General features: G+C 41.9%; 12 protein-coding genes. 2 read left to right on the top strand and 10 right to left on the bottom strand.

What is annotated here, in order from left to right; translation table 11 throughout:
• Positions 1-16: 16 nt before the first annotated feature.
• The gene (locus OQ289_RS07065) at positions 17-1,792 is read left to right on the top strand and encodes an ABC transporter ATP-binding protein (protein WP_270090027.1); all 1,776 of its coding nucleotides are present in this window, start codon (positions 17-19) and stop codon (positions 1,790-1,792) included.
• A gap of 197 nt (positions 1,793-1,989) precedes the next feature.
• Positions 1,990-2,181, top strand: a complete 192-nt coding sequence (locus OQ289_RS07060; RefSeq protein ID WP_033566310.1) for a cold-shock protein — start codon at positions 1,990-1,992, stop codon at positions 2,179-2,181.
• A 275-nt stretch (positions 2,182-2,456) separates the two neighbouring features.
• On the opposite strand, the gene OQ289_RS07055 is transcribed toward OQ289_RS07060, so the two are convergent.
• The 10 genes from OQ289_RS07055 to OQ289_RS07010 form a co-directional block, all read right to left on the bottom strand.
• On the bottom strand, positions 2,457-3,548 hold the full coding sequence (locus OQ289_RS07055) for a fatty acid desaturase family protein (protein WP_270090026.1): 1,092 nt from the start codon (positions 3,546-3,548) through the stop codon (positions 2,457-2,459).
• 160 nt (positions 3,549-3,708) lie between these two features.
• Complete coding sequence (locus OQ289_RS07050; protein ID WP_033566308.1) at positions 3,709-4,128, bottom strand: cold-shock protein; 420 nt, start codon at positions 4,126-4,128, stop codon at positions 3,709-3,711.
• 260 nt (positions 4,129-4,388) lie between these two features.
• Positions 4,389-6,338, bottom strand: coding sequence for an OmpA family protein (locus OQ289_RS07045; RefSeq protein WP_270090025.1), 1,950 nt, complete (start codon positions 6,336-6,338; stop codon positions 4,389-4,391).
• Positions 6,339-6,366: 28 nt separating this feature from the next.
• Positions 6,367-7,380: a PorP/SprF family type IX secretion system membrane protein gene (locus tag OQ289_RS07040; protein ID WP_270090024.1), complete on the bottom strand. Its 1,014-nt coding sequence runs from the start codon at positions 7,378-7,380 to the stop codon at positions 6,367-6,369.
• Positions 7,381-7,405: 25 nt separating this feature from the next.
• Positions 7,406-11,233 carry a DUF7507 domain-containing protein gene (locus OQ289_RS07035; protein WP_270090023.1) on the bottom strand — a complete coding sequence of 1,276 codons (3,828 nt, stop codon included), beginning with the start codon at positions 11,231-11,233 and terminating at the stop codon, positions 7,406-7,408.
• Positions 11,119-17,784, bottom strand: coding sequence for a DUF7507 domain-containing protein (locus OQ289_RS07030; RefSeq protein WP_270090022.1), 6,666 nt, complete (start codon positions 17,782-17,784; stop codon positions 11,119-11,121). Before OQ289_RS07030 ends, OQ289_RS07035 begins: the two co-directional genes overlap by 115 nt.
• 396 nt (positions 17,785-18,180) lie before the next feature.
• Entirely contained in the window at positions 18,181-19,185 is a 1,005-nt protein-coding gene (locus OQ289_RS07025) for an AraC family transcriptional regulator (protein ID WP_270090021.1), read from the bottom strand.
• Between the two features lie 54 nt (positions 19,186-19,239).
• Positions 19,240-20,193: a helix-turn-helix domain-containing protein gene (locus OQ289_RS07020; RefSeq protein ID WP_270090020.1), complete on the bottom strand. Its 954-nt coding sequence runs from the start codon at positions 20,191-20,193 to the stop codon at positions 19,240-19,242.
• A 368-nt stretch (positions 20,194-20,561) separates the two neighbouring features.
• Positions 20,562-22,511 (bottom strand): OmpA family protein, encoded by a 1,950-nt coding sequence (locus tag OQ289_RS07015; protein WP_270090019.1) that lies wholly within the window; start codon positions 22,509-22,511, stop codon positions 20,562-20,564.
• A 16-nt stretch (positions 22,512-22,527) separates the two neighbouring features.
• Positions 22,528-23,541, bottom strand: coding sequence for a PorP/SprF family type IX secretion system membrane protein (locus OQ289_RS07010; protein WP_270090018.1), 1,014 nt, complete (start codon positions 23,539-23,541; stop codon positions 22,528-22,530).
• Positions 23,542-23,566: the final 25 nt, after the last annotated feature.

Here is a 23,566-nt window from a genome sequence, read left to right as displayed (position 1 = left end):
TTTTTGTGTTTATAATATGAAGGAACTCGCTTATCTCAACAAATATTTCTACAAATATCGCTGGAAATTAATCCCAGGAGTAATCTTCGTCATCGTATCCAATTACTTTGGCATCTTACCTGCAAAAGTAATACGGGTAGCTTTCGACCTTGTAAAGGAGAATATTGATTTATTCCGACTTTATGAAGGGTTTGATAGGCAGTCAGTAATCTATCAGGTATTCGGAAGTAGCCTCCTATTTTTCGGTATTATAGTTTTACTACTCGCACTTTTAAGAGGTATATTTCTTTTTATGATGCGACAGACTCTTATTCTCACCTCTCGCCATATTGAGTATGACCTCAAAAATGAAATTTATCGTCATTACCAGCAACTTGATTTTTCTTTTTTCAGAAGAAACAATACAGGTGATTTGATGAATAGAGCTACTGAGGATGTCAATCAGGTGCGCAATTACCTCGGGCCGGGCATTATGTACGCTATCAATACTGTTGTACTTTCTATTATGGTTATATACGCCATGTACGACGTAAATCCTACACTAGCAACATACTCTTTGCTCCCCATCCCGATCCTATCTGTGGTGATATTGTTTATCAACAAAGTCATCAATAGAAGAAGTGAACGTATCCAAAGACAACTGTCCCATTTATCCTCCTTTGTTCAAGAAACATTTTCGGGGATACGCGTCATCAAAACGTATAATCGAGAAGAAGACAAAATTAAGTCCTTCAGTGCTGAAAGTAACAAATACCGAGACACTTCTTTAGCACTTGTCAAGATACAGGCCATATTTTTCCCCTTAATCATATTTCTAATTGGTCTCAGCACTATCATTACTGTTTACATTGGAGGTCTTGAGGTCAATAAGGGAACGATTTCCGCGGGAAATATTGCCGAGTTCATCATCTATGTCAATCAGCTAACCTTTCCCGCCATGTCATTAGCATGGGTCACTTCGCTTGTACAACGGGCCGCAGCCTCCCAAAAGAGAATCAACGAATTCTTAAAAACGCAATCAAGTATTGAAGAGGGGTCCATTGAAACTGCTCTGACTGGGGAGCTTGAGGTGAAAAACATCAGTTTCACATTTCCGGAAACTGGAATAAAAGCCATAGACAACGTATCCTTTAAAATTCCGGCGGGGCAAACTTTGGCCATTATCGGGAGGACTGGATCAGGAAAGACCACACTGGCAAACCTATTGTTACGAATGTTTGACACTGATGAAGGAACAATCAGCTATGACCATACCAATGTTCGTTCGTTTACCTTTTCAAATCTGCGGTCTCAAATTGGCTTTGTACCTCAAGATGTTTTTCTATTTTCAGACACTATTAGCAATAACATAGGGTTTGGCTTAGATCGGTTCAGCGAACAACAAATTCACCAAGCGGCAAAGGACGCTGCCGTCTACGATAATATCATCGGTTTTGAAAACGGGTTCGAGACTTCCATAGGTGAGCGCGGAATTACACTCTCCGGAGGACAAAAACAACGTGTATCCATCGCAAGAGCATTGGTAAAAGAACCTAAGTTTTTAATCTTTGATGACTGCTTATCTGCTGTAGATACCAAAACAGAGGAACAGATCCTGCACAGTCTAAGTCGTATAATGAGAGGTAAATCAACAATTTTCATTGCCCACAGAGTATCGACAATCAAGAATGCTGACCATATCATTGTACTAGATCAAGGCCGTATAGTGGAGCAAGGGTCGCACGAACAACTAATGTCCATAGGAGGAGAATATTATTCTCTACACGAAAAACAACTCTTGGAAGCGCTTTAATCTGATTACTAACAAGACCATACTCTAGAGCCGTCATCTCCTCTGTGGGCATCCCGGACTGTTACAAACAGATTTATTCCCAACGTTTTATCTACTTAGGGCAACTTTTAGGGCATATTAATTTATTTTTACAAATAAATCATCCATTCACCAAATAAAAACCGTATTCTTGCAGAAGTACATATTAATACAAAATAATGAATACAGGAACTGTAAAGTTTTTTAATGAAACTAAAGGATTTGGTTTTATTACTCCAAATGATGGTAGTGGTGATGTTTTCGTACACACTACGGGACTAAAAAACCAAATTAGAGAAGGTGACGAAGTTACCTACGACGTAGAGCGTACGCCAAAAGGGCTTAGCGCTATCAATGTAAGATTAAGCTAATTACTACTATAGTTTTTTTTGCATAAGCTGCTTTTTTATAAAAAAGCAGCTTTTTTTTGCCTACTCTTTTTTCCAACGACAACAATTTTGCTACCTAATAAATCAGGTTAAACTCCATACCGAATTTTTGAAAACAAAAGGACCAATATTGCTTTTAAAAGCAATATTGGTCCGCATACTTTACAGATGGATATACCCTTAAATAAGTCCACAAAAAAATCAACCGAAGTTGATTAAATTATATTAAGTAACACTATAATCCTTCTTGCTAGATACTAAGGATTTAGTAATTGTCTTTTAGGATTAAGTGACATCCTATGGATATGTTTCAGATGTGATACAACAGCTTGCCCTATAGTTTTAAACTCAATGTAACGAATACCATGCTCTTTACAAGTCTCCTTCACGAGCTTATTAATTGCTGGATAATGGATATGACTGATTTTAGGAAAGAGATGATGTTCAACCTGATAGTTTAACCCGCCCAACAACCAAGACAGCAGCTTATTATTGGTTGAAAAATTAGCTGTAGTCTGCAACTGATGAACCATCCATTCTTGATCCAAATCCTCGTGTTCATTGACGGTTAGAAAATCAGTCTCGGTCACCACGTGTGCAAGCTGAAATATAATTGCCAAACACAATCCACAACTTACAAAAGCAATCAAAAGGCCCACCACCGCAGGAACAACCCCTAGAAAATATATTGGAAGCATGATGAAAATCAATAAATGGAATACTTTCGTAAACCAAAATATGACCTTTTCTTTAATTGGAAATTTAAATGAATTACTTTTCTTACCCATCGAACCTCTAAAGTATTTTTCATAATCCTGATAAAATACCCAAGCTAAGTAAGAAATTGAGTATAACAAGATAAAATACACCGTTTGGAAGCGGTGATACCATCGATAAGGTTGCTCATTATGAAGCCTCATAAACTTAACTTCGATATCATGATCATGCCCCTCCACGTTCGTATAGGTATGATGTGCTATGTTATGTTTGAGTTTCCAAAAGAATATACTTCCTCCCAAAAGATTCAAACTATACGAGAACACATGATTTATTTTTTTATTGGAAGAGAATGTATCGTGCCCTGCATCATGCATAATATTGAATCCAATACCTGCTAAATTGCACCCAAACACTATACACAATAAAATGGCAAACCAAACTGGAATAGTTAACGATATCAACAACACATAAAGCGTAATCGCTGAAAGGACAAGCATTATCGCCTTTAAAAAGAGACGTCTATCGCCTACTTTTTCTTTTGAGGAGGAACTAAAGTGTAGGTTTACCCTACTACGAAGATCTTTTGAAAATAATGCTTCACCATTATTTCTAAATTTTATTTTTGACATCTAAATACCGAGTATCACGAACAGAAACACCGGAATTAATGGCCCCTTCGATAAACCTTGTCCAAATTTACAAAAAATAAAAATGAACTTAGAGATTAATTAAGTTAAAGTATGCTAAATTTGATGTTAACTCCTTCGAGTTTGGCATGAGGGATGAAATCTATTGCACGATTTCAACAGTAGTCACTTGTAGTCCCTGCTTTGAAGACTGGTATTTAAATTTAACTTTTTGATCCACTCTCAACGGGAATCCTACGAGTTTAAGGTTAAAATATACGTTTTCTCTAGTCTCGTTATTTCTGATAAACCCATACTGACCTTGTTCATTAAAGAACGAAACCTTTCCGAACGAAAACTCGTCCTCTACAACTGGTCTTTCTAGATCAGATGCTTTAAATTCGTATTTCTGTGTAGGTGGGGTGTTGGACAAGTTACCGAACTCATCTACATATACAAACATATCTTCCAAAGATTTTCCTTTAGAATTGTGTGTTTTCTTGAATTCTCTCTTTTGTTCTTTCGATTTTCTTTTTTCTAATTTTTTCTTTTGATTTTCTTTTTTTTGCTGTGTTTGTGCCATTAAGGATATTAATTTAAATGATAGGGTTAAAGCGCATAAAACTTGAGATTCCTGATGCAAAGGCTCCTAATTAGAATTTCAGGAGAAAAAGGAGTATTAAGTAAGGCGTGTGGAACAAAGATAGCAAAAATAATGGTAGAAAGCAATTTATGCAAAACGGGAGCTCGTACATAAGCACGTGCTCCCGTTCAAAACTTTTGCTCATTCTAACCAATCAATCCATTGATTTCTTGTCTATAAAGACAGTTATCTCAACATCCTTAATATACCAGTACTTTCACTTCCGTTCTTCGATTAGCCTGGTGTTCAGCTTCAGAACATTTGACATTGTCCGCACAGCGATTTACGAGCTTGGACTCACCATATCCTTTGGCAACGATCCGATCTCGAGCGATGCCCCTACTTACGATATAATCCACCGCCGATTGAGCTCGATTTTGAGACAATTTCAAGTTATACTTAGCAGTAGCGCGGCTATCTGTATGACTAGATAGTTCTATTTTTAACGTTGGATTGTCACGCATAGTATTCACCAATTGATTCAATATGGGTTGTGCATCTGGACGAATATTGTACTTATCCAAATCGTAATAGATATTTTCCAAAACAAATACTGTCCCCGTTTCAAAAATAGGTTGTAAAGCTAGTTCTACTCTAATTACCGTATCCTTTGAAGGGTTCAGCGCCGAAATATTTATAGAATCACCATGAAATTTGACCTTCTCCCCCATCAGTCTATATGCCATCTTAGGCTCTAGTTCAAAGGCAAATTGTCCATCTGTGGCAGTAAGCTTATTGGATACTATTTTTCCACTCGAATCAAACAAAGTTACCTGTACGTCGGAAAGGATTTCCTGTGTGCTTCTATTTCTCGTCAATCCTTCCAATAGAATGGTAATCTTAGGTTTTACAAAAGTATAAGAATAAATATCGTCCAGTCCTAATCCGCCCATTCGATTAGATGATAGATAACCGTGTTTACCTTTTTCATCATCCCCAATCTCTATGAACCCAAAATCGTCAGACGCTGAGTTTATTGGAAATCTTAAATTTGTTCTATTGGAAAAATTAGACTTACTACCTTTCGCAGAAAATATATCTAACCCTCCCATTCCAGCAAATCCATTGCTCGAATAATATAATACATCGCCGAATACCGAAGGAAACATCTCGTCTCCAACAGAGTTTATAACATCTCCTGCATTCACAGGTACCCCCCAATTGCCATTAGCTTGCATTTCACAATACCAAATATCTACTCCCCCAAGCCCCCCAGGCATATCCGAAGCAAAATAAAGTATCTGACCATTTTCGCTCAATGCGGCATGACCTACTGAATACTTCTTAATATCGTTATAGGGAAAATCGACATCTTTCCATCCTGTATTATCCTTTTGGTATATCTTTATCTCCAGATTATGCTTCTTGAAACGATATGGCCCTGAGCGGTGTTTCTCTGTATCTTTGCCGGGGTATGTCCGCGTGACATAAAGAGTATTGCCATCCTTTGAGCTGACAATAGGACCCACGTGATAGGCTGCTTCATTGAAATTTTCCGTTACCATATAAGGTGATTGCAACGTCATCCCATCGGCTCCAACATTACTTGAAAATACACGTAAGTAGCTTCTTCCCGTTAGTCCTGCAGTAGCCACTCCTGTAGCCGATTCGCCCACATACAGGACATTATCTCCTGTGCTGAAGGTTCCAAAATCAGATAACCGAGTATTGACGCCATCTTCATTTTTAAGTTTGTGGTGTGTTGGATTAGCCATCCATAACAAAGCCGAATCGCAGCCTTGCAATGCTAAAGCAACAGCTTCAGGTGTCTTCGACCTTTGAGCGTATGCAGCATACTGTTTTTTTGCCTCTGTATAATAGCCCAACTTTTTTAATACATCAGCATAGTTAATCAGCGACTCAGCAGTAACTTGCCCCGTGTCCACAACTCTTGAATACCAATTACGAGCAAGACTATATTCATTGATTTGAAGATAACACATAGCCAAGCGTTCCATATCAGCAGATTTCGGCTTCTTTACATCAACTAATTTTTCATAGATACGACTGGCAGAATAATACTCAAATTGATAAAACAATTTATCTGCTTTGGATCTCAGACCCAATTGTTCCTGACCTTGTAGCATGCTTTGCCCGATTAATAGCCCAGCTATTGTCAGCGATAATATTATAAGGTATTTTGGTCTCATATTAATTTTCAAATATTAGATTGTACACTTAGAAAAATCTAGGACTTAAGTACTGACTTGCCCCTCTGTTTCCAAAGGTAATTCCCAAAGTAATCTCGTGCGAACCATTCTGTAGGCCACTCATTTTATTAATCATCGCGTCATATGAATAGCCGATACGTAAACGTTCGGTAGCATAGAATTGTGCGATACCTGTTATCGCATTGGCTGCGTTAAGTTTATCAACCGTTCGATCTTGATATTCACGATTAAATATTTTCGCTCTTGTTCGATATCCAGCTCCTATCCAAAATTTTCCATTAAAAACAAACATGGCATTTACATCTAATGCTGTTGGTCCTTTAAAATCCTCTTTGAGTAAGATACTTGGTCTAAAATGTAATCCTTTATCCAATTCGAACAATGCCCCCGCAATTAAGTAGCCGCTAACAGTGCGATAAAGATTCTCACTGGTATTCTTATTAAAACGATAGTCCGACCCAGAGTTCGTACCGCTGAAAAGATCTTGCACAGAAACCCCTGCATACCAACGCGGATTATAATAATAAGCTCCGAGTCTAATATCCGGTACCCAATCTGATATTTTCCCTTGAGGAATGACCTGATCTCCATAATCGTTGGGATCCAATTTATTTCCATCTAGACTGTATTGAGAGACTCCACCAGCTACTCCTAAACTGAGCCGGTGCGTATCTTCCGCATCAAGCTGTAATCGAAAAGCATAATTTCCGTAGATTGAAGTTGCGCCTTGGGCTCCCAGTTTGTCGGCAGTGACATTAAGTCCCACACCATGGCGTTTGCTCGTAGGATCGAGCACACCATCAATGGACACCGTGCCTGTTTTAGGAGCTCCTTCCCACCCGGCCCATTGGCTGCGCAATCCCACTTGCGCAAACCATTCTTCCTTATACCCGGCATAAGCAGGATTGACACTCATAGAGTTAAAGATATATTGGGTGAATTGGATACTCTGTTGAGCACCTGCCTTCAAAACTCCCATCACGACCAGCACAGTCATTGCTGCATATCTTGCGTATTTCATTTTCTTCTCTTTATGAATCATGACTTTAATTGCGTTTGATCAGTACCCAACCTTTGTGAACTTGTTGCGCACTTCCTTTTGTAGTTTCAATAATGTAGTAATAGGTGCCGTCATTTAGACCTTCCCCTGCCCAATTATTATTGTAATTAGCATTACGATACACCTCATTACCCCATCTATTGACAATTGTCACCGAAATACGATCAAAACCCTCGCTACCGATAATTTCGAATTTTTCGTTATACCCATCCCCATTTGGTGTAAAGATATTTGGAATATGAAGCTCAGAAGTAATGACAATTGTTGCAATCGCATCCTTACAAACATCCGGATTCAATTTATCACAAATGGTGTAAGGATACTCGTACGTACCTGGTCGAGTACCCGCCGCAATGTTAATCGTTCCATCTGGATTCATATTCAACCCACTATGTGATGGCACGCCAGGTTTCAAGGTCACTTCTTCTAAATTTACAGCACCTTTATTATAACGATCGTTGGTGAGTACACTCTCCGTCACAGTTACAGTCTTCTTATTCCACTCTACTTCAAAATTATCATCATTCGCCTCCATAGCTGGTGCTTCTACGACTATAGTGACCGTTGTACTATTACAATTTTTCGGGTTCAACACCTCACAGATCGTATATGGATATTCATACGTTCCTGCTGGTGTCTCTGGACCTACAGTAATGGTCCCATCTGGATTCATCACGATGCCATTTTCAGGTGATACACCTGGTGTCAGTACCACATCTTTAGGATTTACAGGTTTACCATTTAACTTATCATTATCCAATACACTAGGTGTCTGACCGCCATCTTTGCCGTTAATCGCTGGTGGCGTATCGACCACTGCCTCGATCGGTGCTGCTTCCACAACGATAGTTACGGTAGTCGTCGAACAGTTGTTCGGATTCAATACCTCACAGATCTTGTACGTAATCTCGTACTCGCCCGCTGGTGTACCCGGTGCAACCGTTACGATACCCGTGCTCGGGTCCAATGTAGGAACTGCTGCCCCTGGTGTTTTTGGATCGGCTGGTTTCTCTACCGTTACAACCACATCCTTCGGATCGACCGGTTTGTTGTTCAATTTATCATTGTCCAGTACGTTTGGTGTTTGACCACCGTCCTTACCGTTGATCGCCGGCGGCGTATCGACCACTGCCTCGATCGGTGCTGCTTCCACAACGATACTTACCGTAGTCGTCGAACAGTTGTTCGGATTCAATACCTCACAGATCTTGTATGTAATCTCGTATTCGCCTGCTGGTGTACCCGGTGCAACCGTTACGATACCTGTTTTAGGATCTAGTGTAGGAACTGCTGCCCCTGGTGTTTTTGGATCTGCAGGTTTCTCTACCGTAACAACCACATCCTTCGGATCGACCGGTTTGTTATTCAATTTATCATTGTCCAGTACGTTTGGTGTCTGACCACCGTCCTTACCGTTGATCGCAGGAGGTGTATCGACCACTGCTTCGATCGGAGGTGCATCTACCACAATCGTAACTGTAGTCGTAGAACAATTGTTTGGATTCAATACCTCACAGATCTTGTACGTAATCTCGTACTCGCCTGCTGGTGTCTCTGGATCTACTGTAACGACACCTGTTTTAGGATCTAACGTAGGAACAGGAGCCCCAGGTGTTTTTGGATCTGCCGGTTTCTCTACCGTAATCACAACATCCTTCGGATCAACTGGCGTGTTGTTCAATTTATCGTTGTCCAGTACATTAGGGGTCTTACCGCCATCCTTACCATTGATTGCTGGTGGCGTATCTACCACTGCTTCGATTAGAGGTGCTTCTACAACAATAGTAACTGTAGTCGTAGAACAGTTGTTCGGATTCAATACCTCACAGATTTTATAGGTAATCTCGTACTCGCCTGCTGGTGTCTCTGGACCTACTGTAACGACACCAGTTTTAGGATCTAACGTAGGAACAGGAACCCCAGGTGTTTTTGGATCTGCAGGTTTCTCTACCGTAATCACAACATCCTTCGGATCAACTGGTTTGTTATTCAATTTATCATTATCCAGTACATTTGGTGTTTGACCACCGTCCTTACCGTTAATCGCCGGCGGCGTATCGACCACTGCTTCGATTGGCACCCAAGGTAATGGGGTGATTGTACAGTCTGCACAATTTGGATCTGTAGGATCCCCAGGATTTGGCGTATTACCGGAAGTAGATTCGCCAGTAACTGGATTATCTTTCGGATCCTTACCTTCTGCTTTCGCAATGTTAGATACAAAGCCTTTAATCATATCGGCTTGTGTAATCGTATGGAATGCCGTTAACTGTACCGTTTTCCCTACCTCTAATTTTGCAATAGTTCCAACATTTTTAACATCGGCATTAGCATCCGTTACAACAACATCAAATAACGTGACCTTACCCGTATTACTAACTTCTATTAAATATTCAATTTTATCACCAGCGTGCAAAAACCCTGTTACTGGAAGACTCGTTTTCACGACCTTAAGCTCTCCTGCATCATCTGCTTCAACAGTAGTAGGATCGCCAGGTGTCTTGCCCGGATCTGGTGTACCTGGATTGTTAGGATCTTCAGGGGTAGATTCCACCGGAGGAACAGTTGTTGTACCGTCAGGGCCCTTACCGTTAACCGTAGCAACGTTCTCTACTGAACCGCGGTCGACATCAGTCTGAACAACCCTATATGTAGCGGTAAACGTAGCCGTAGCACCAGGAGCTAAACTAGCAGCAGAAGCTGGGCTGATAGCACTCAGGTTCGCAAGAGGGTCACTAACCGTAACGTTTTTCAACGTAACCTTACCTGTATTCTTAACCGTAAAGGTATATGTAATCACATCATTGACATCCGCCTTACCCACTGTACCGTTATCGGTAGTAAGCTCAGCGCCTTTAACTAAGGTGTAAGATGCTGTATCATCTGCTTCAACAACCGTAGGATCGCCAGGTGTCTTGCCCGGATCTGGATCGCCGCTGCCCGGATTGGCAGGATCTTCAGGGGTAGATTCCACCGGAGGAACAGTTGTTGTACCGTCAGGGCCCTTACCGTTAACCGTAGCAACGTTCTCTACTGAACCGCGATCAACGTCTGTCTGAACAACCGTGTATGTAGCTGTAAAGGTAGCACTAGCACCAGGAGCTAAACTAGCAGCAGAAGCTGGGCTGATAGTACTCAGGTTCGCAAGAGGGTCACTAACCGTTACGTTTTTCAACGTAACCTTACCTGTATTCTTAACCGTAAAGGTATACGTAATCACATCATTGACATCCGCCTTACCCACTGTACCGTTATCGGTAGTAAGCTTAGCGCCTTTAACTAAGGTGTAAGATGCTGTATCATCTGCTTCAACAACCGTAGGATCGCCAGGTGTCTTGCCCGGATCTGGATCGCCGCTGCCCGGATTGGCAGGATCTTCAGGGGTAGATTCCACCGGAGGAACAGTTGTTGTACCGTCAGGGCCCTTACCGTTAACCGTAGCAACGTTCTCTACTGAACCACGGTCGACATCAGTCTGAACAACCGTGTATGTAGCTGTAAAGGTAGCACTAGCACCAGGAGCTAAACTAGCAGCAGAAGCTGGGCTGATAGTACTCAGGTTCGCAAGAGGGTCACTAACCGTAACGTTTTTCAACGTAACCTTACCTGTATTCTTAACCGTAAAGGTATACGTAATCACATCATTGACATCCGCCTTACCCACTGTACCGTTATCGGTAGTAAGCTTAGCGCCTTTAACTAAGGTGTAAGATGCTGTATCATCTGCTTCAACAACCGTAGGATCGCCAGGTGTCTTGCCCGGATCTGGATCGCCGCTGCCCGGATTGTTAGGATCTTCAGGGGTAGATTCCACCGGAGGAACAGTTGTTGTACCGTCAGGGCCTTACCGTTAACCGTAGCAACGTTCTCTACTGAACCGCGATCAACGTCTGTCTGAACAACCGTGTATGTAGCTGTAAAGGTAGCACTAGCACCAGGAGCTAAACTAGCAGCAGAAGCTGGGCTGATAGCACTCAGGTTCGCAAGAGGGTCACTAACCGTAACGTTTTTCAACGTAACCTTACCTGTATTCTTAACCGTAAAGGTATATGTAATCACATCATTGACATCCGCCTTACCCACTGTACCGTTATCGGTAGTAAGCTCAGCGCCTTTAACTAAGGTGTAAGATGCTGTATCATCTGCTTCAACAACCGTAGGATCGCCAGGTGTCTTGCCCGGATCTGGATCGCCGCTGCCCGGATTGGCAGGATCTTCAGGGGTAGATTCCACCGGAGGAACAGTTGTTGTACCGTCAGGGCCCTTACCGTTAACCGTAGCAACGTTCTCTACTGAACCGCGATCAACGTCTGTCTGAACAACCGTATATGTAGCTGTAAAGGTAGCACTAGCACCAGGAGCTAAACTAGCAGCAGAAGCTGGGCTGATAGCACTCAGGTTCGCAAGAGGGTCACTAACCGTTACGTTTTTCAACGTAACCTTACCTGTATTCTTAACCGTAAAGGTATATGTAATCACATCATTGACATCCGCCTTACCCACTGTACCGTTATCGGTAGTAAGCTTAGCGCCTTTAACTAAGGTGTAAGATGCTGTATCATCTGCTTCAACAACCGTAGGATCGCCAGGTGTCTTGCCCGGATCTGGATCGCCGCTGCCCGGATTGGCAGGATCTTCAGGGGTAGATTCCACCGGAGGAACAGTTGTTGTACCGTCAGGGCCCTTACCGTTAACCGTAGCAACGTTCTCTACTGAACCGCGATCAACGTCTGTCTGAACAACCGTGTATGTAGCTGTAAAGGTAGCACTAGCACCAGGAGCTAAACTAGCAGCAGAAGCTGGACTGATAGCACTCAGGTTCGCAAGAGGGTCGCTCACTCTTACATCTTTCAACGTAACATTGCCTGTGTTCTTAACCGTAAAGGTATATGTAATCACATCATTGACATCCGCCTTACCCACTGTACCGTTATCGGTAGTAAGCTTAGCGCCTTTAATTAAGGTATATGATGCTGTATCATCTGCTTCAACAACCGTAGGATCGCCAGGTGTCTTGCCCGGATCTGGATCGCCGCTGCCCGGATTGGCAGGATCTTCAGGGGTAGATTCCACCGGAGGAACAGTTGTTGTACCGTCAGGGCCCTTACCGTTAACCGTAGCAACGTTCTCTACTGAACCGCGATCAACGTCTGTCTGAACAACCGTGTATGTAGCTGTAAAGGTAGCACTAGCACCAGGAGCTAAACTAGCAGCAGAAGCTGGGCTGATAGCACTCAGGTTCGCAAGAGGGTCACTAACCGTAACGTTTTTCAACGTAACCTTACCTGTATTCTTAACCGTAAAGGTATATGTAATCACATCATTGACATCCGCCTTACCCACTGTACCGTTATCGGTAGTAAGCTCAGCGCCTTTAACTAAGGTGTAAGATGCTGTATCATCTGCTTCAACAACCGTAGGATCGCCAGGTGTCTTGCCCGGATCTGGATCGCCGCTGCCCGGATTGGCAGGATCTTCAGGGGTAGATTCCACCGGAGGAACAGTTGTTGTACCGTCAGGGCCCTTACCGTTAACCGTAGCAACGTTCTCTACTGAACCGCGATCAACGTCTGTCTGAACAACCGTGTATGTAGCTGTAAAGGTAGCACTAGCACCAGGAGCTAAACTAGCAGCAGAAGCTGGGCTGATAGCACTCAGGTTCGCAAGAGGGTCACTAACCGTAACGTTTTTCAACGTAACCTTACCTGTATTCTTAACCGTAAAGGTATACGTAATCACATCATTGACATCCGCCTTACCCACTGTACCGTTATCGGTAGTAAGCTTAGCGCCTTTAACTAAGGTGTAAGATGCTGTATCATCTGCTTCAACAACCGTAGGATCGCCAGGTGTCTTGCCCGGATCTGGATCGCCGCTGCCCGGATTGGCAGGATCTTCAGGGGTAGATTCCACCGGAGGAACAGTTGTTGTACCGTCAGGGCCCTTACCGTTAACCGTAGCAACGTTCTCTACTGAACCACGGTCGACATCAGTCTGAACAACCGTGTATGTAGCTGTAAAGGTAGCACTAGCACCAGGAGCTAAACTAGCAGCAGAAGCTGGGCTGATAGTACTCAGGTTCGCAAGAGGGTCACTAACCGTAACGTTTTTCAACGTAACCTTACCTGTATTCTTAACCGTAAAGGTATACGTAATCACATCATTGACATCCGCCTTACCCACTGTACCGTTATCGGTAGTAAGCTTAGCGCCTTTAACTAAGGTGTAAGATGCTGTATCATCTGCTTCAACAACCGTAGGATCGCCAGGTGTCTTGCCCGGATCTGGATCGCCGCTGCCCGGATTGTTAGGATCTTCAGGGGTAGATTCCACCGGAGGAACAGTTGTTGTACCGTCAGGGCCCTTACCGTTAACCGTAGCAACGTTCTCTACTGAACCGCGATCAACGTCTGTCTGAACAACCGTGTATGTAGCTGTAAAGGTAGCACTAGCACCAGGAGCTAAACTAGCAGCAGAAGCTGGGCTGATAGTACTCAGGTTCGCAAGAGGGTCACTAACCGTTACGTTTTTCAACGTAACCTTACCTGTATTCTTAACCGTAAAGGTATACGTAATCACATCATTGACATCCGCCTTACCCACTGTACCGTTATCGGTAGTAAGCTTAGCGCCTTTAACTAAGGTGTAAGATGCTGTATCATCTGCTTCAACAACCGTAGGATCGCCAGGTGTCTTGCCCGGATCTGGATCGCCGCTGCCCGGATTGGCAGGATCTTCAGGGGTAGATTCCACCGGAGGAACAGTTGTTGTACCGTCAGGGCCCTTACCGTTAACCGTAGCAACGTTCTCTACTGAACCACGGTCGACATCAGTCTGAACAACCGTGTATGTAGCTGTAAAGGTAGCACTAGCACCAGGAGCTAAACTAGCAGCAGAAGCTGGGCTGATAGTACTCAGGTTCGCAAGAGGGTCACTAACCGTAACGTTTTTCAACGTAACCTTACCTGTATTCTTAACCGTAAAGGTATATGTAATCACATCATTGACATCCGCCTTACCCACTGTACCGTTATCGGTAGTAAGCTCAGCGCCTTTAACTAAGGTGTAAGATGCTGTATCATCTGCTTCAACAACCGTAGGATCGCCAGGTGTCTTGCCCGGATCTGGATCGCCGCTGCCCGGATTGGCAGGATCTTCAGGGGTAGATTCCACCGGAGGAACAGTTGTTGTACCGTCAGGGCCCTTACCGTTAACCGTAGCAACGTTCTCTACTGAACCGCGATCAACGTCTGTCTGAACAACCGTGTATGTAGCTGTAAAGGTAGCACTAGCACCAGGAGCTAAACTAGCAGCAGAAGCTGGACTGATAGCACTCAGGTTCGCAAGAGGGTCGCTCACTCTTACATCTTTCAACGTAACATTGCCTGTGTTCTTAACCGTAAAGGTATACGTAATCACATCATTGACATCCGCCTTACCTAACGTACCATTATCGGTAGTAAGCTTAGCGCCTTTAATTAAGGTATATGATGGTGCGGCCAACTCTACTAATACTTCATCAGTATTATTGGTTTTATCCGGGTCATATTCATTTGCTACAACTGTTGCCGTATTATTATATGTACCCGAAGCGAGCACATTCGCCGTAATTGTCATCGTATAAGATCCTCCGCTTGCTAATGAAGGAATTGTCCAATTAGGCGCATTCCAGCTTCCTTCATCTACCGCTACATTGGTTACTGTGTACCCATTTGGCACGATATCAGTAACGTTTACATTAGTGGCTCTCGAAGGACCATTATTGGTTACGGTCATTGTAAATGTCACCTCATCTCCCACAATTGGGCGATTATTGTTCACAACTTTCTCTATTGCCAGATCTGCTGCTGCAGGTGATGGTGTAACTACACCGGCTTCATCTTGATTATTGTTCGTATCATTATCGAATACGTCACTTGCAATAGTCGCTACGTTTGTATAATCTCCTGATTGTTGTATTTCAGCTACGATAGAAAGTGTAGCAATATTGCTTCCATTAACTGACGAGAGGTTACCAATAGTCCAAACACCTGTCGTCGCATCGTATGCCCCCGTCGAAGGAGTAGCTGAAATAAACAGGTATCCACTTGGTAACAGATCCGTCACCTTCACTCCAGTCGCATCTGACGGACCATTATTTACTGCTGTAAGTGTAAAAGTCACTGGCGCACGTACGTGCCATGGCCCAGCAGATACTTCCTTGGTAATTGCCAAATCAGCCACCATGGAAAGCTCTCCATTTAGCTTAATATTGTTTGTTTGCGTTAAATCTACTTGTGTAGGATCTCCTGTTGCCACTGTCGTGTAATCCTGATTAATACCGTTGGCCTCAAAGAAAGGATCCGTAGGCGGTATGGTTATATCCGGATTGGTAGCATTAATATCTGTATAATCATTGGGTCTAAGGATTGTAGCCCAGGTATAAATCTTTCCATTATAAGTACCCAATGAACTCACTACCGAAGCTTTGACTGAAATCGTTGCTTGGCAACCAGAGGGCATATCCACTATGGCTTCAAAAACTCCGTTCGCAAAAGTAGGTGTACCTACAAGTACAGCACATGCTGAGCTGAAGGTGATATCGGCCGGATTTGTACTAATTGCAACGCCTGCGGGTACGTAAAAGCGAAATGTCGCACCCCGGGTAATCGGCCCATTGAGCGGATCTGTATTCGTCTGTACGGCACTTGGCCCATTATTACGCATCACACTCGTATATTGCCATTCGTCCCCCACTGAAACCATAGTCGAAGGAAAGTTATCCGCAACAATGCTCGCCACTTCCAAATCCGATTCATTGACTATAATATTCGTAGCGATAGTCTTCGCTTCTCCTTTTATAAATGTCCAAGTGTCCAATGATCTATTATTTCCAAAATCATTGGAAAATTTATGTCCATTGACGCTACTGCGGATACCAATACTATTTGTTGGTGAAAGATGACTGTTATTTTTTGGATTTGAAGCACCAGTCGTCGCCGTAATATCTGAATCATCCCAGTATACCGTATCCGAGAGTACGTTGTTCAAATTATTGTTATCTAACCGTTGGATAATAACACCATCAAGGTTATTCTCCACGTCAAAATAGGGAAAATGGACTTCCCCTCCCTGCATACGTACGGTTATTGTAGCAGGCACATTTCCTTGCGGTAAAGGAATGCCATCCCCACCTTTACCATCCCAAAGCACTTCATTATTACCAATGCTGGCCACGCCCCGTATCTCTCGGGTCACAAAAGCTGCCGGAGTCACATCACTTTTGATTTCAACGATGAATTGACCCTGTGCATCTGCAGTAAAACCAATATACCCTCCTTTATTACTTACCTGCCCCAAAGTACCATCTACCCCTTTTATGTGTAAGCCTTGCACTTCAGGAAGTATGGGCGTATTTTTCAGCCAGGTGCTTCCACCAGGAACTGCTCCAGAGGCCACACTTGGCATATCTAAAGCAGGAGGAGCGTAAAACATCTTATAAGTAATATCGGTCTCCGTATCTGCAAGATTTGGATTATGAATACTATACCCTAATCCTAACGCCTCAATACTGGTTGGGGTTGAAGCGTTCACACTTTTATAAATAGATTGCTTTGTATTGCTATTTGTAACCCCATTATTATTAACAAAAAAAGTATACAATTGCCCGTTCATGCCGTTTTGATCGGTTCGGTAGATATATCCATCTTTGGTCAATACATACACTTTAGCGTATACCCGATAATTGGTGGCGTTTGCTGTGAAATTAAAAACATTCGTCCACACCCGACCGCTGACAAATTTATCTTCGTCGGGTTTAAAAACAGAGACATCCCATGCGGACACATTTCCCGTTGAAGTACCTGTTGTCCAATTACCATTCGCCAATCCAGCTTGTGAGCCTTGACTATTCCCGCCAAGAAAACTCACCTGATAAATTCCTGTTGTAGGTGCTGTATAATACAAAGGAACATATTGATTACCAACAGCAGCTGTTGCCGGTTTTGCTGGCCCTGCTAATTCAGCCGCCCGGTTCGGAATATTCCCTGCGGCACCTATAGCTGGCGTCACGTCTGCTCCTGAGGGACTATACAGATAAATCCGTTTTGTGCCGGAGGGATCCTGTGCATTGGATGCCAACGTAATGATTTCTCCGGCTTGCACATAGACGTAATGTATCCCAAGATTGGGATACGGAAAGCTATTGCTTGGAGCAGCATTCGAGCTACTTAACATGGCTCTGTGTCCCTGAACACCCAATGGATACAAATCCTTAGAACCGTCGGCATATGTCCATGAAAAAGAACATAAAAGAATTAGAGACAAGCACAGCATTTTCAGCCAGAAATCCCTATTAATAAGGGTTGGTTTTTTAAATAATTCCATAATTACTATTTGGTAATATTGTATCAATACAGAATCCCTATGATCAGATTCAATTCCACAGATAGCGATATATTAAAACTAGGTTAAAAGAGATTAAACGATATCGACATAAAGGAAAAGCTTTTTTTTATACATCTGATATAGTTCAAGGCATTATAGCAAAAATTTGCTATACAAAAACTTTGTTTTAACAAAAAAAGATATCACTACTCAACAACACTCATTCCTACCCATAGGGTAGTCTGATATTGGCGACAAATGTAAGTATGTCCTCGTCTCATACTGTCTCATTTTATCATCTTGTTGTCCAAATAAAAAATGAGACAACATATAAAGCAAAAAAAATCAGACAAATACCCTATATAGTGGGAATGATTAAAATAATTTGACAGAAAATTATCTCATAAAGAATCGCTCCCGATAGGCAGAAGGAGAACAGCCTTTTTCGAGATTAAAATTACGATAGAATGAAGCCCTTGAATTGAAACCACAGGCAAAAGCCAGCTCTTCCATAGTCAGCTGCACATTGGGCTGCTCCAACATTCGACAAGCCTTTGCAACACGCCAGGCATTGACCGTCTTGATTACAGTATCGCCATGCCTATCAGAAAAGTATTGGGAAAGCAACATTTTAGGCAGTTGAAGATCTTCAGCCATACGAGTTACATTAAAAGAAGAATCACTATACGGTTCCTCATTAAGATAGTCACTAATCGATTGCTGTTGAACGGCTGTCAATATAGATCGGTCCGCATCCGCCGATATAATTTCTATTGAATCAGTGATTTTACGCGCGAAAGTCACTGATTCTTTGAGTCGCTGCACGAAATAATTAAAAATCAAAAGTGAAAGCGTCAACATACATCCATACATCACCAATCCTACACTTCCACCACTGACTAGGGCCAAAGAATTCTTCCAATCAAATAACATGGGCAACATACAGGATTTGGCAATTAGTAAAAGTACAATTGCATATTTTAAAAAGCCAATATCGACGTCTTTATGACGATACGAGCCCACGAATATCATTAAAGAATACCATAACCAAGAAACGCACATACTTATGTAAAGCATTCCTAACCACTCATTCATATATTTATCCTTCACTGGAGGAAGTAAGGATACCAATAAGTAAGCGACGAAAGCTAAGATAAATGGGAGTAGATGAGGTAGAATCCGTTTAAATATATTACGTTCCTCCCTAAAACCCAGCCAAACCCAATATAGCAAAGGACCATATATAAGACCAAAAGGAGCTGCATCACTCCATAGCGATAAATGCGGAAACGCCAACCGAAAAACAATACCCAAAGTATTATCTAATGTCAAAACTATTAACAGCAAAATGATAATCAAATCCACATCACGCTTCTCGTTCAACACCATGTATAGGTACATTCCTAACAAACATACCACCTGAATCGAAGCAAAAAAACATCCGTACATCGTCATCTAACGGGTTAGTAAATCATTACGGTAAGTAGAAGGCAATATTCCTACTATTTCTTTAAAATACTGTACAAAGGTCGTTTTGGATGAAAACCCACAACTATGGGCTATAGCTTCCAATTTGTAATTTGCTCCACTCTCCCCCAACAAGCGAATGGCATACTGCACTCTATAACCGGCAAGCCATTCGTAGTACGATTGACCAAGGACAATATTAAGGCACTGCGAAATTTCAGCCTTACGAAGTTTCGTATAAGCGGCTATATCACTCAACGTAAGCTTAGGATTCAAATACAATTGATCTCTTTCCATGATAGTAACCAAGAGAAGTGTCGTCTCATGCACCACAGAAAACTCCCGCTGTTCTACTGATTCTTCTCGTACAACTGTCTTACGCTCATCTTCTAAGTGATAACCAAATAGGTAGTATCCTAGCATAAAAATACTTACTCCCATGGTAAATGCCACTGTATAACTGGCATTAAAATCGAAATAACCGACAAAACCGCCGTATCTATCGAGCAGATCTACTAACACAAAAATTAATGTACCTATTGCCAATGCCATCAATTGCCGTAGAAGATTGGACTGCATCGAATGTGTCTTTTTTCTATACAGTCCATACAAAATCATGACTGGGTAAACTAATTGCTCAATCAATGCAAGGGGTATATAATAGCTGAAATAGACAGAGCCATTGGCATTGCCATTGTATAAATACCAAATACCAAACCATAGGAAAGGAACAGCCCCACAGACTAGTTCTTGTTGTATCTGACGTATTGACGCTTGAGAATAATACCTATAAGCGGACCAATAGAGCGGTCCATACAATAAGGGCAAGGGAAAATGTCCGTCCAGACAAATTATTCCAAGTTGGACTAATTGTAATAGCAAAATCAGTGTTAACAAAATCTCAAACACTGTAAATCGTCTCCATAGGTACAAAACACTCATATACAGCAATATTTAAATTTAAGTCAGTAACAATAAATAAAATAAACTGCCCTAATACATTTCATTACTTCCCAAATTTTAAGAAGTGAACACACATAAATATGAAAAGCACTTACTCGTCAAATTATATATGTAAATAAAAAATTCCCCAAAGGTAAATCGGTAGATATAGCGAAGGTAATATTTTTTTTTATTAAGATACAAATAGCCTCATAAAAACTATTTATATTAAACCTTTTAATTAGTTAAACTAGGCCCAGAACAAATTAAAAATCAGCTAGATAAGAAAAATAAAAGTGTACGAATACTAAAACAAAAAAAGCTGCCTTGGGAGGGCAGCTTCTTCACTAATTATGTTTTTCAAAGGTTTAATATTCCAATACCTCAACTTCTGTGCGTCGATTTGCTTGGTGTTCAGCTTCTGAACATTTCACGCCATTTGCACAATTATTAACAAGCCTAGTTTCGCCATAGCCTTTGGAAACCAATCGTTCTTTAGCTACTCCTCGGCTTATGATGTAATCCACTGCAGATTTTGCTCTCCTATCTGACAACTTGAGATTATAACTATCTGACCCTCTACTATCAGTATGGCTGGACAACTCAATTTTCAACGTCGGATTCTCGTTCATTACATTGACCAGTTGATCCAATACGACTGCCGCATCTTTTCTAATGTCAGACTTATCAAAATCATAATAGATATTGTCCAATACAAAGGTAATTCCCTTTTTATTTACAGGTTGTAAATTAAACGTAGCAAATACGGTGGTGTCCTTTGTTGGATGGATTGCTGCAATGAAAGTAGAATCCGACATATAACCTTCTTTTGTCACCACCACTTTATAGGCGGTTTTCTTTTCCAATTCACGCTCAAAATTCGATCCATTTACATGAAAGGTAGAAAGTAGTTTACCTTTCGCATCAAACATCGTCGCGGTAGATCCATCCAGCAATTCAGATGTCGCTTTGTCATATACTTTACCTTGCAACGTAATTGTAATCTTTGGCTTAGTATATACGAATGAATAGATATCATCGTCACCCGCACCACCAGATCTGTTGGAAGAAAGATATCCGTACTGTTGATCTTGATCATCTGCGCTTACTACAAATGCAAAATCATCTGCGGAAGAATTTACTGGGTACTTCAAACTTTGCCTTGCTTTAAAGTTGCTCTTACTGCCGATAGCCTTGTAAATATCAAGTCCGCCCATTCCTGCGTAACCGTCGCTTGAGAAATATAATGTATCACCAAAAAGCGAAGGAAACATTTCGTCCCCTGCTGAATTGACTTCCCGACCAGCATTTTGAGGAGTTGCCCATGTACCGTCACTATTTTGTTGACTATACCAAATATCTACTCCACCATTTCCACCAGGCATATCTGAAGCAAAGTACAAAACTTTTCCATCGGTACTCAATCCTGCATGTCCTACTGAATACTTCTCTACATTATTATACTGAAATGGTTCTCCCACCCAAGTCTCACCACTCTTCTTGTAAATCATCAATTCAAGATTATGCTTCTTAAATCGCATACCATCTCTTTTGACTTTTTCTGCATCTTTTCCGGCATAGGTACGCGTGACGAAAAGGACATCTTGATCTTCATTAGAAGCTACCGGTCCGACATGATACTTAGCATCATTGAAAATATCCCCCATCAATACCGGGTATTTCAGCGAAATACCATCATCGTCCCTGCCAGCAGAAAAAATCTTGAGATAGGCATTTCCCGTCATCCCACTAATAGCTGCCGATTGAACAGAAGGCTCGGCCGTATATAGTACACCATTACTCAATGCCAAAATCCCGAATTCAGCAAAGCTGGTATTGACTTCATTCTCATTCTTAATCACATGTGCACTTGGGTCTTTCATCCAAAGCAATGCCGAGTCACATCCGGCTAGCTCGAGCGTTATATCTTTGCTTTCCGGAAAGTGCTTTTTGAACTCCAAAAAGCTAGTACGAGCATCATCATACTTACCATTGATTTTCAGGATTCGCGCATATTTCCAAGAGGCTTCAGCATCTTTTGGATCGAGTTGCGTCAATCGCTGGAGCCATTGTTCCGCCGAATTATACTCATTAATTTGATAGAAAGCGTCGGCAACAGCCGCTACTTCCTTAGTCGTCAATTCCTTTTTTTCTTGAATACGACCATAGATATTTGCCGCTTTGGCATATTCCCCTGCTAGATAAAACTGATACGCTTTGTCTCGCAAAGAAAGCTGCTCTTGAGCTTCTACCTGACTTACACCTATTATTGAAGCGCTAAAGGCAGCTGCAAAAATTAGTTTCTTAAACACATTCATCTTATATCTATTTAGCTTAGAAGAAACGAGGATTCAAATACTGTGTAGCACCTCTTCTTCCAAAGGTCAAACCAAGGGTTATCTCATGAGATCCATTCTGTATGCCACTCATCTTATTAAGCATTGCATCATAGGAATATCCAATCCTCAAACGGTCTGTCGCATAAAATTGTGCAATTCCTGTGACTGCATTCATAGAACTCAACTTATCGACCGTTCTATCTTGATACTCGCGATTAAACACTTTTGCTCTTGTGCGGTAGCCGGCACCTATCCAAAATTTTCCATTAAATACAAACATCGCATTTAGGTCCAAAGCCGTAGGCCCTTTAAAATCCTCTTTAATCAATATGCTTGGTCTAAAATGTACCCCCTTATCCAGTTCAAATAATGCCCCAGCAATAAAATAACCATTAATGGTGCGATAAAGACTTTCCGTTGTATTTTGGTTGAATCTATAGTCGCTTCCTGAGTTCGTGCCATTGAATAAATCTTGTACCGAGACCCCAGCATACCAACGCGGATTATAATAATACACACCTAATCGGATGTCCGGCACTAGATCTGAAATTTTCCCGTCAGGAAGCACTTGATCATTCCCTTCAGTAGGTCGCAACTTATTTCCATCTAGGCTATACTGCGTAAATCCCCCCGCAATACCCAAACTCAGACGTTGGGTATCTTCATTATCTAATTGCAAACGAAAAGCATAGTTTGCATAGAATGATGTAGCAGACTGAGCCCCCAACCTATCTGAGGTAATGTTCATCCCCACTCCATGTCGTTTGGTATAGGGATCGAGTACCCCATCCAGTGATACTGTCCCCGTTTTAGGAGCACCATCTAGTCCTGTCCATTGACTACGAAGTCCCAACTGAGCAAACCACTCTTCTTTATATCCAGCATACGCCGGATTGACACTCATGGAATTAAACATATATTGTGTAAACTGGATACTTTGCTGGGCGTTAACTTTCGTTAAGCCCAAGCATCCTGCTACTATCATCGCTGCATATTTTCCGTATTTCATGCTGTTATTATTTATGTAAATAATA

The sequence above is a fragment of the Sphingobacterium sp. SYP-B4668 genome (assembly GCF_027627455.1).
In the GTDB taxonomy this organism is placed as follows: Bacteria; Bacteroidota; Bacteroidia; order Sphingobacteriales; family Sphingobacteriaceae; genus Sphingobacterium.
Note: the sequence above shows the minus strand (reverse complement) of the source record. Positions and strands in the feature narration are given on the sequence as shown.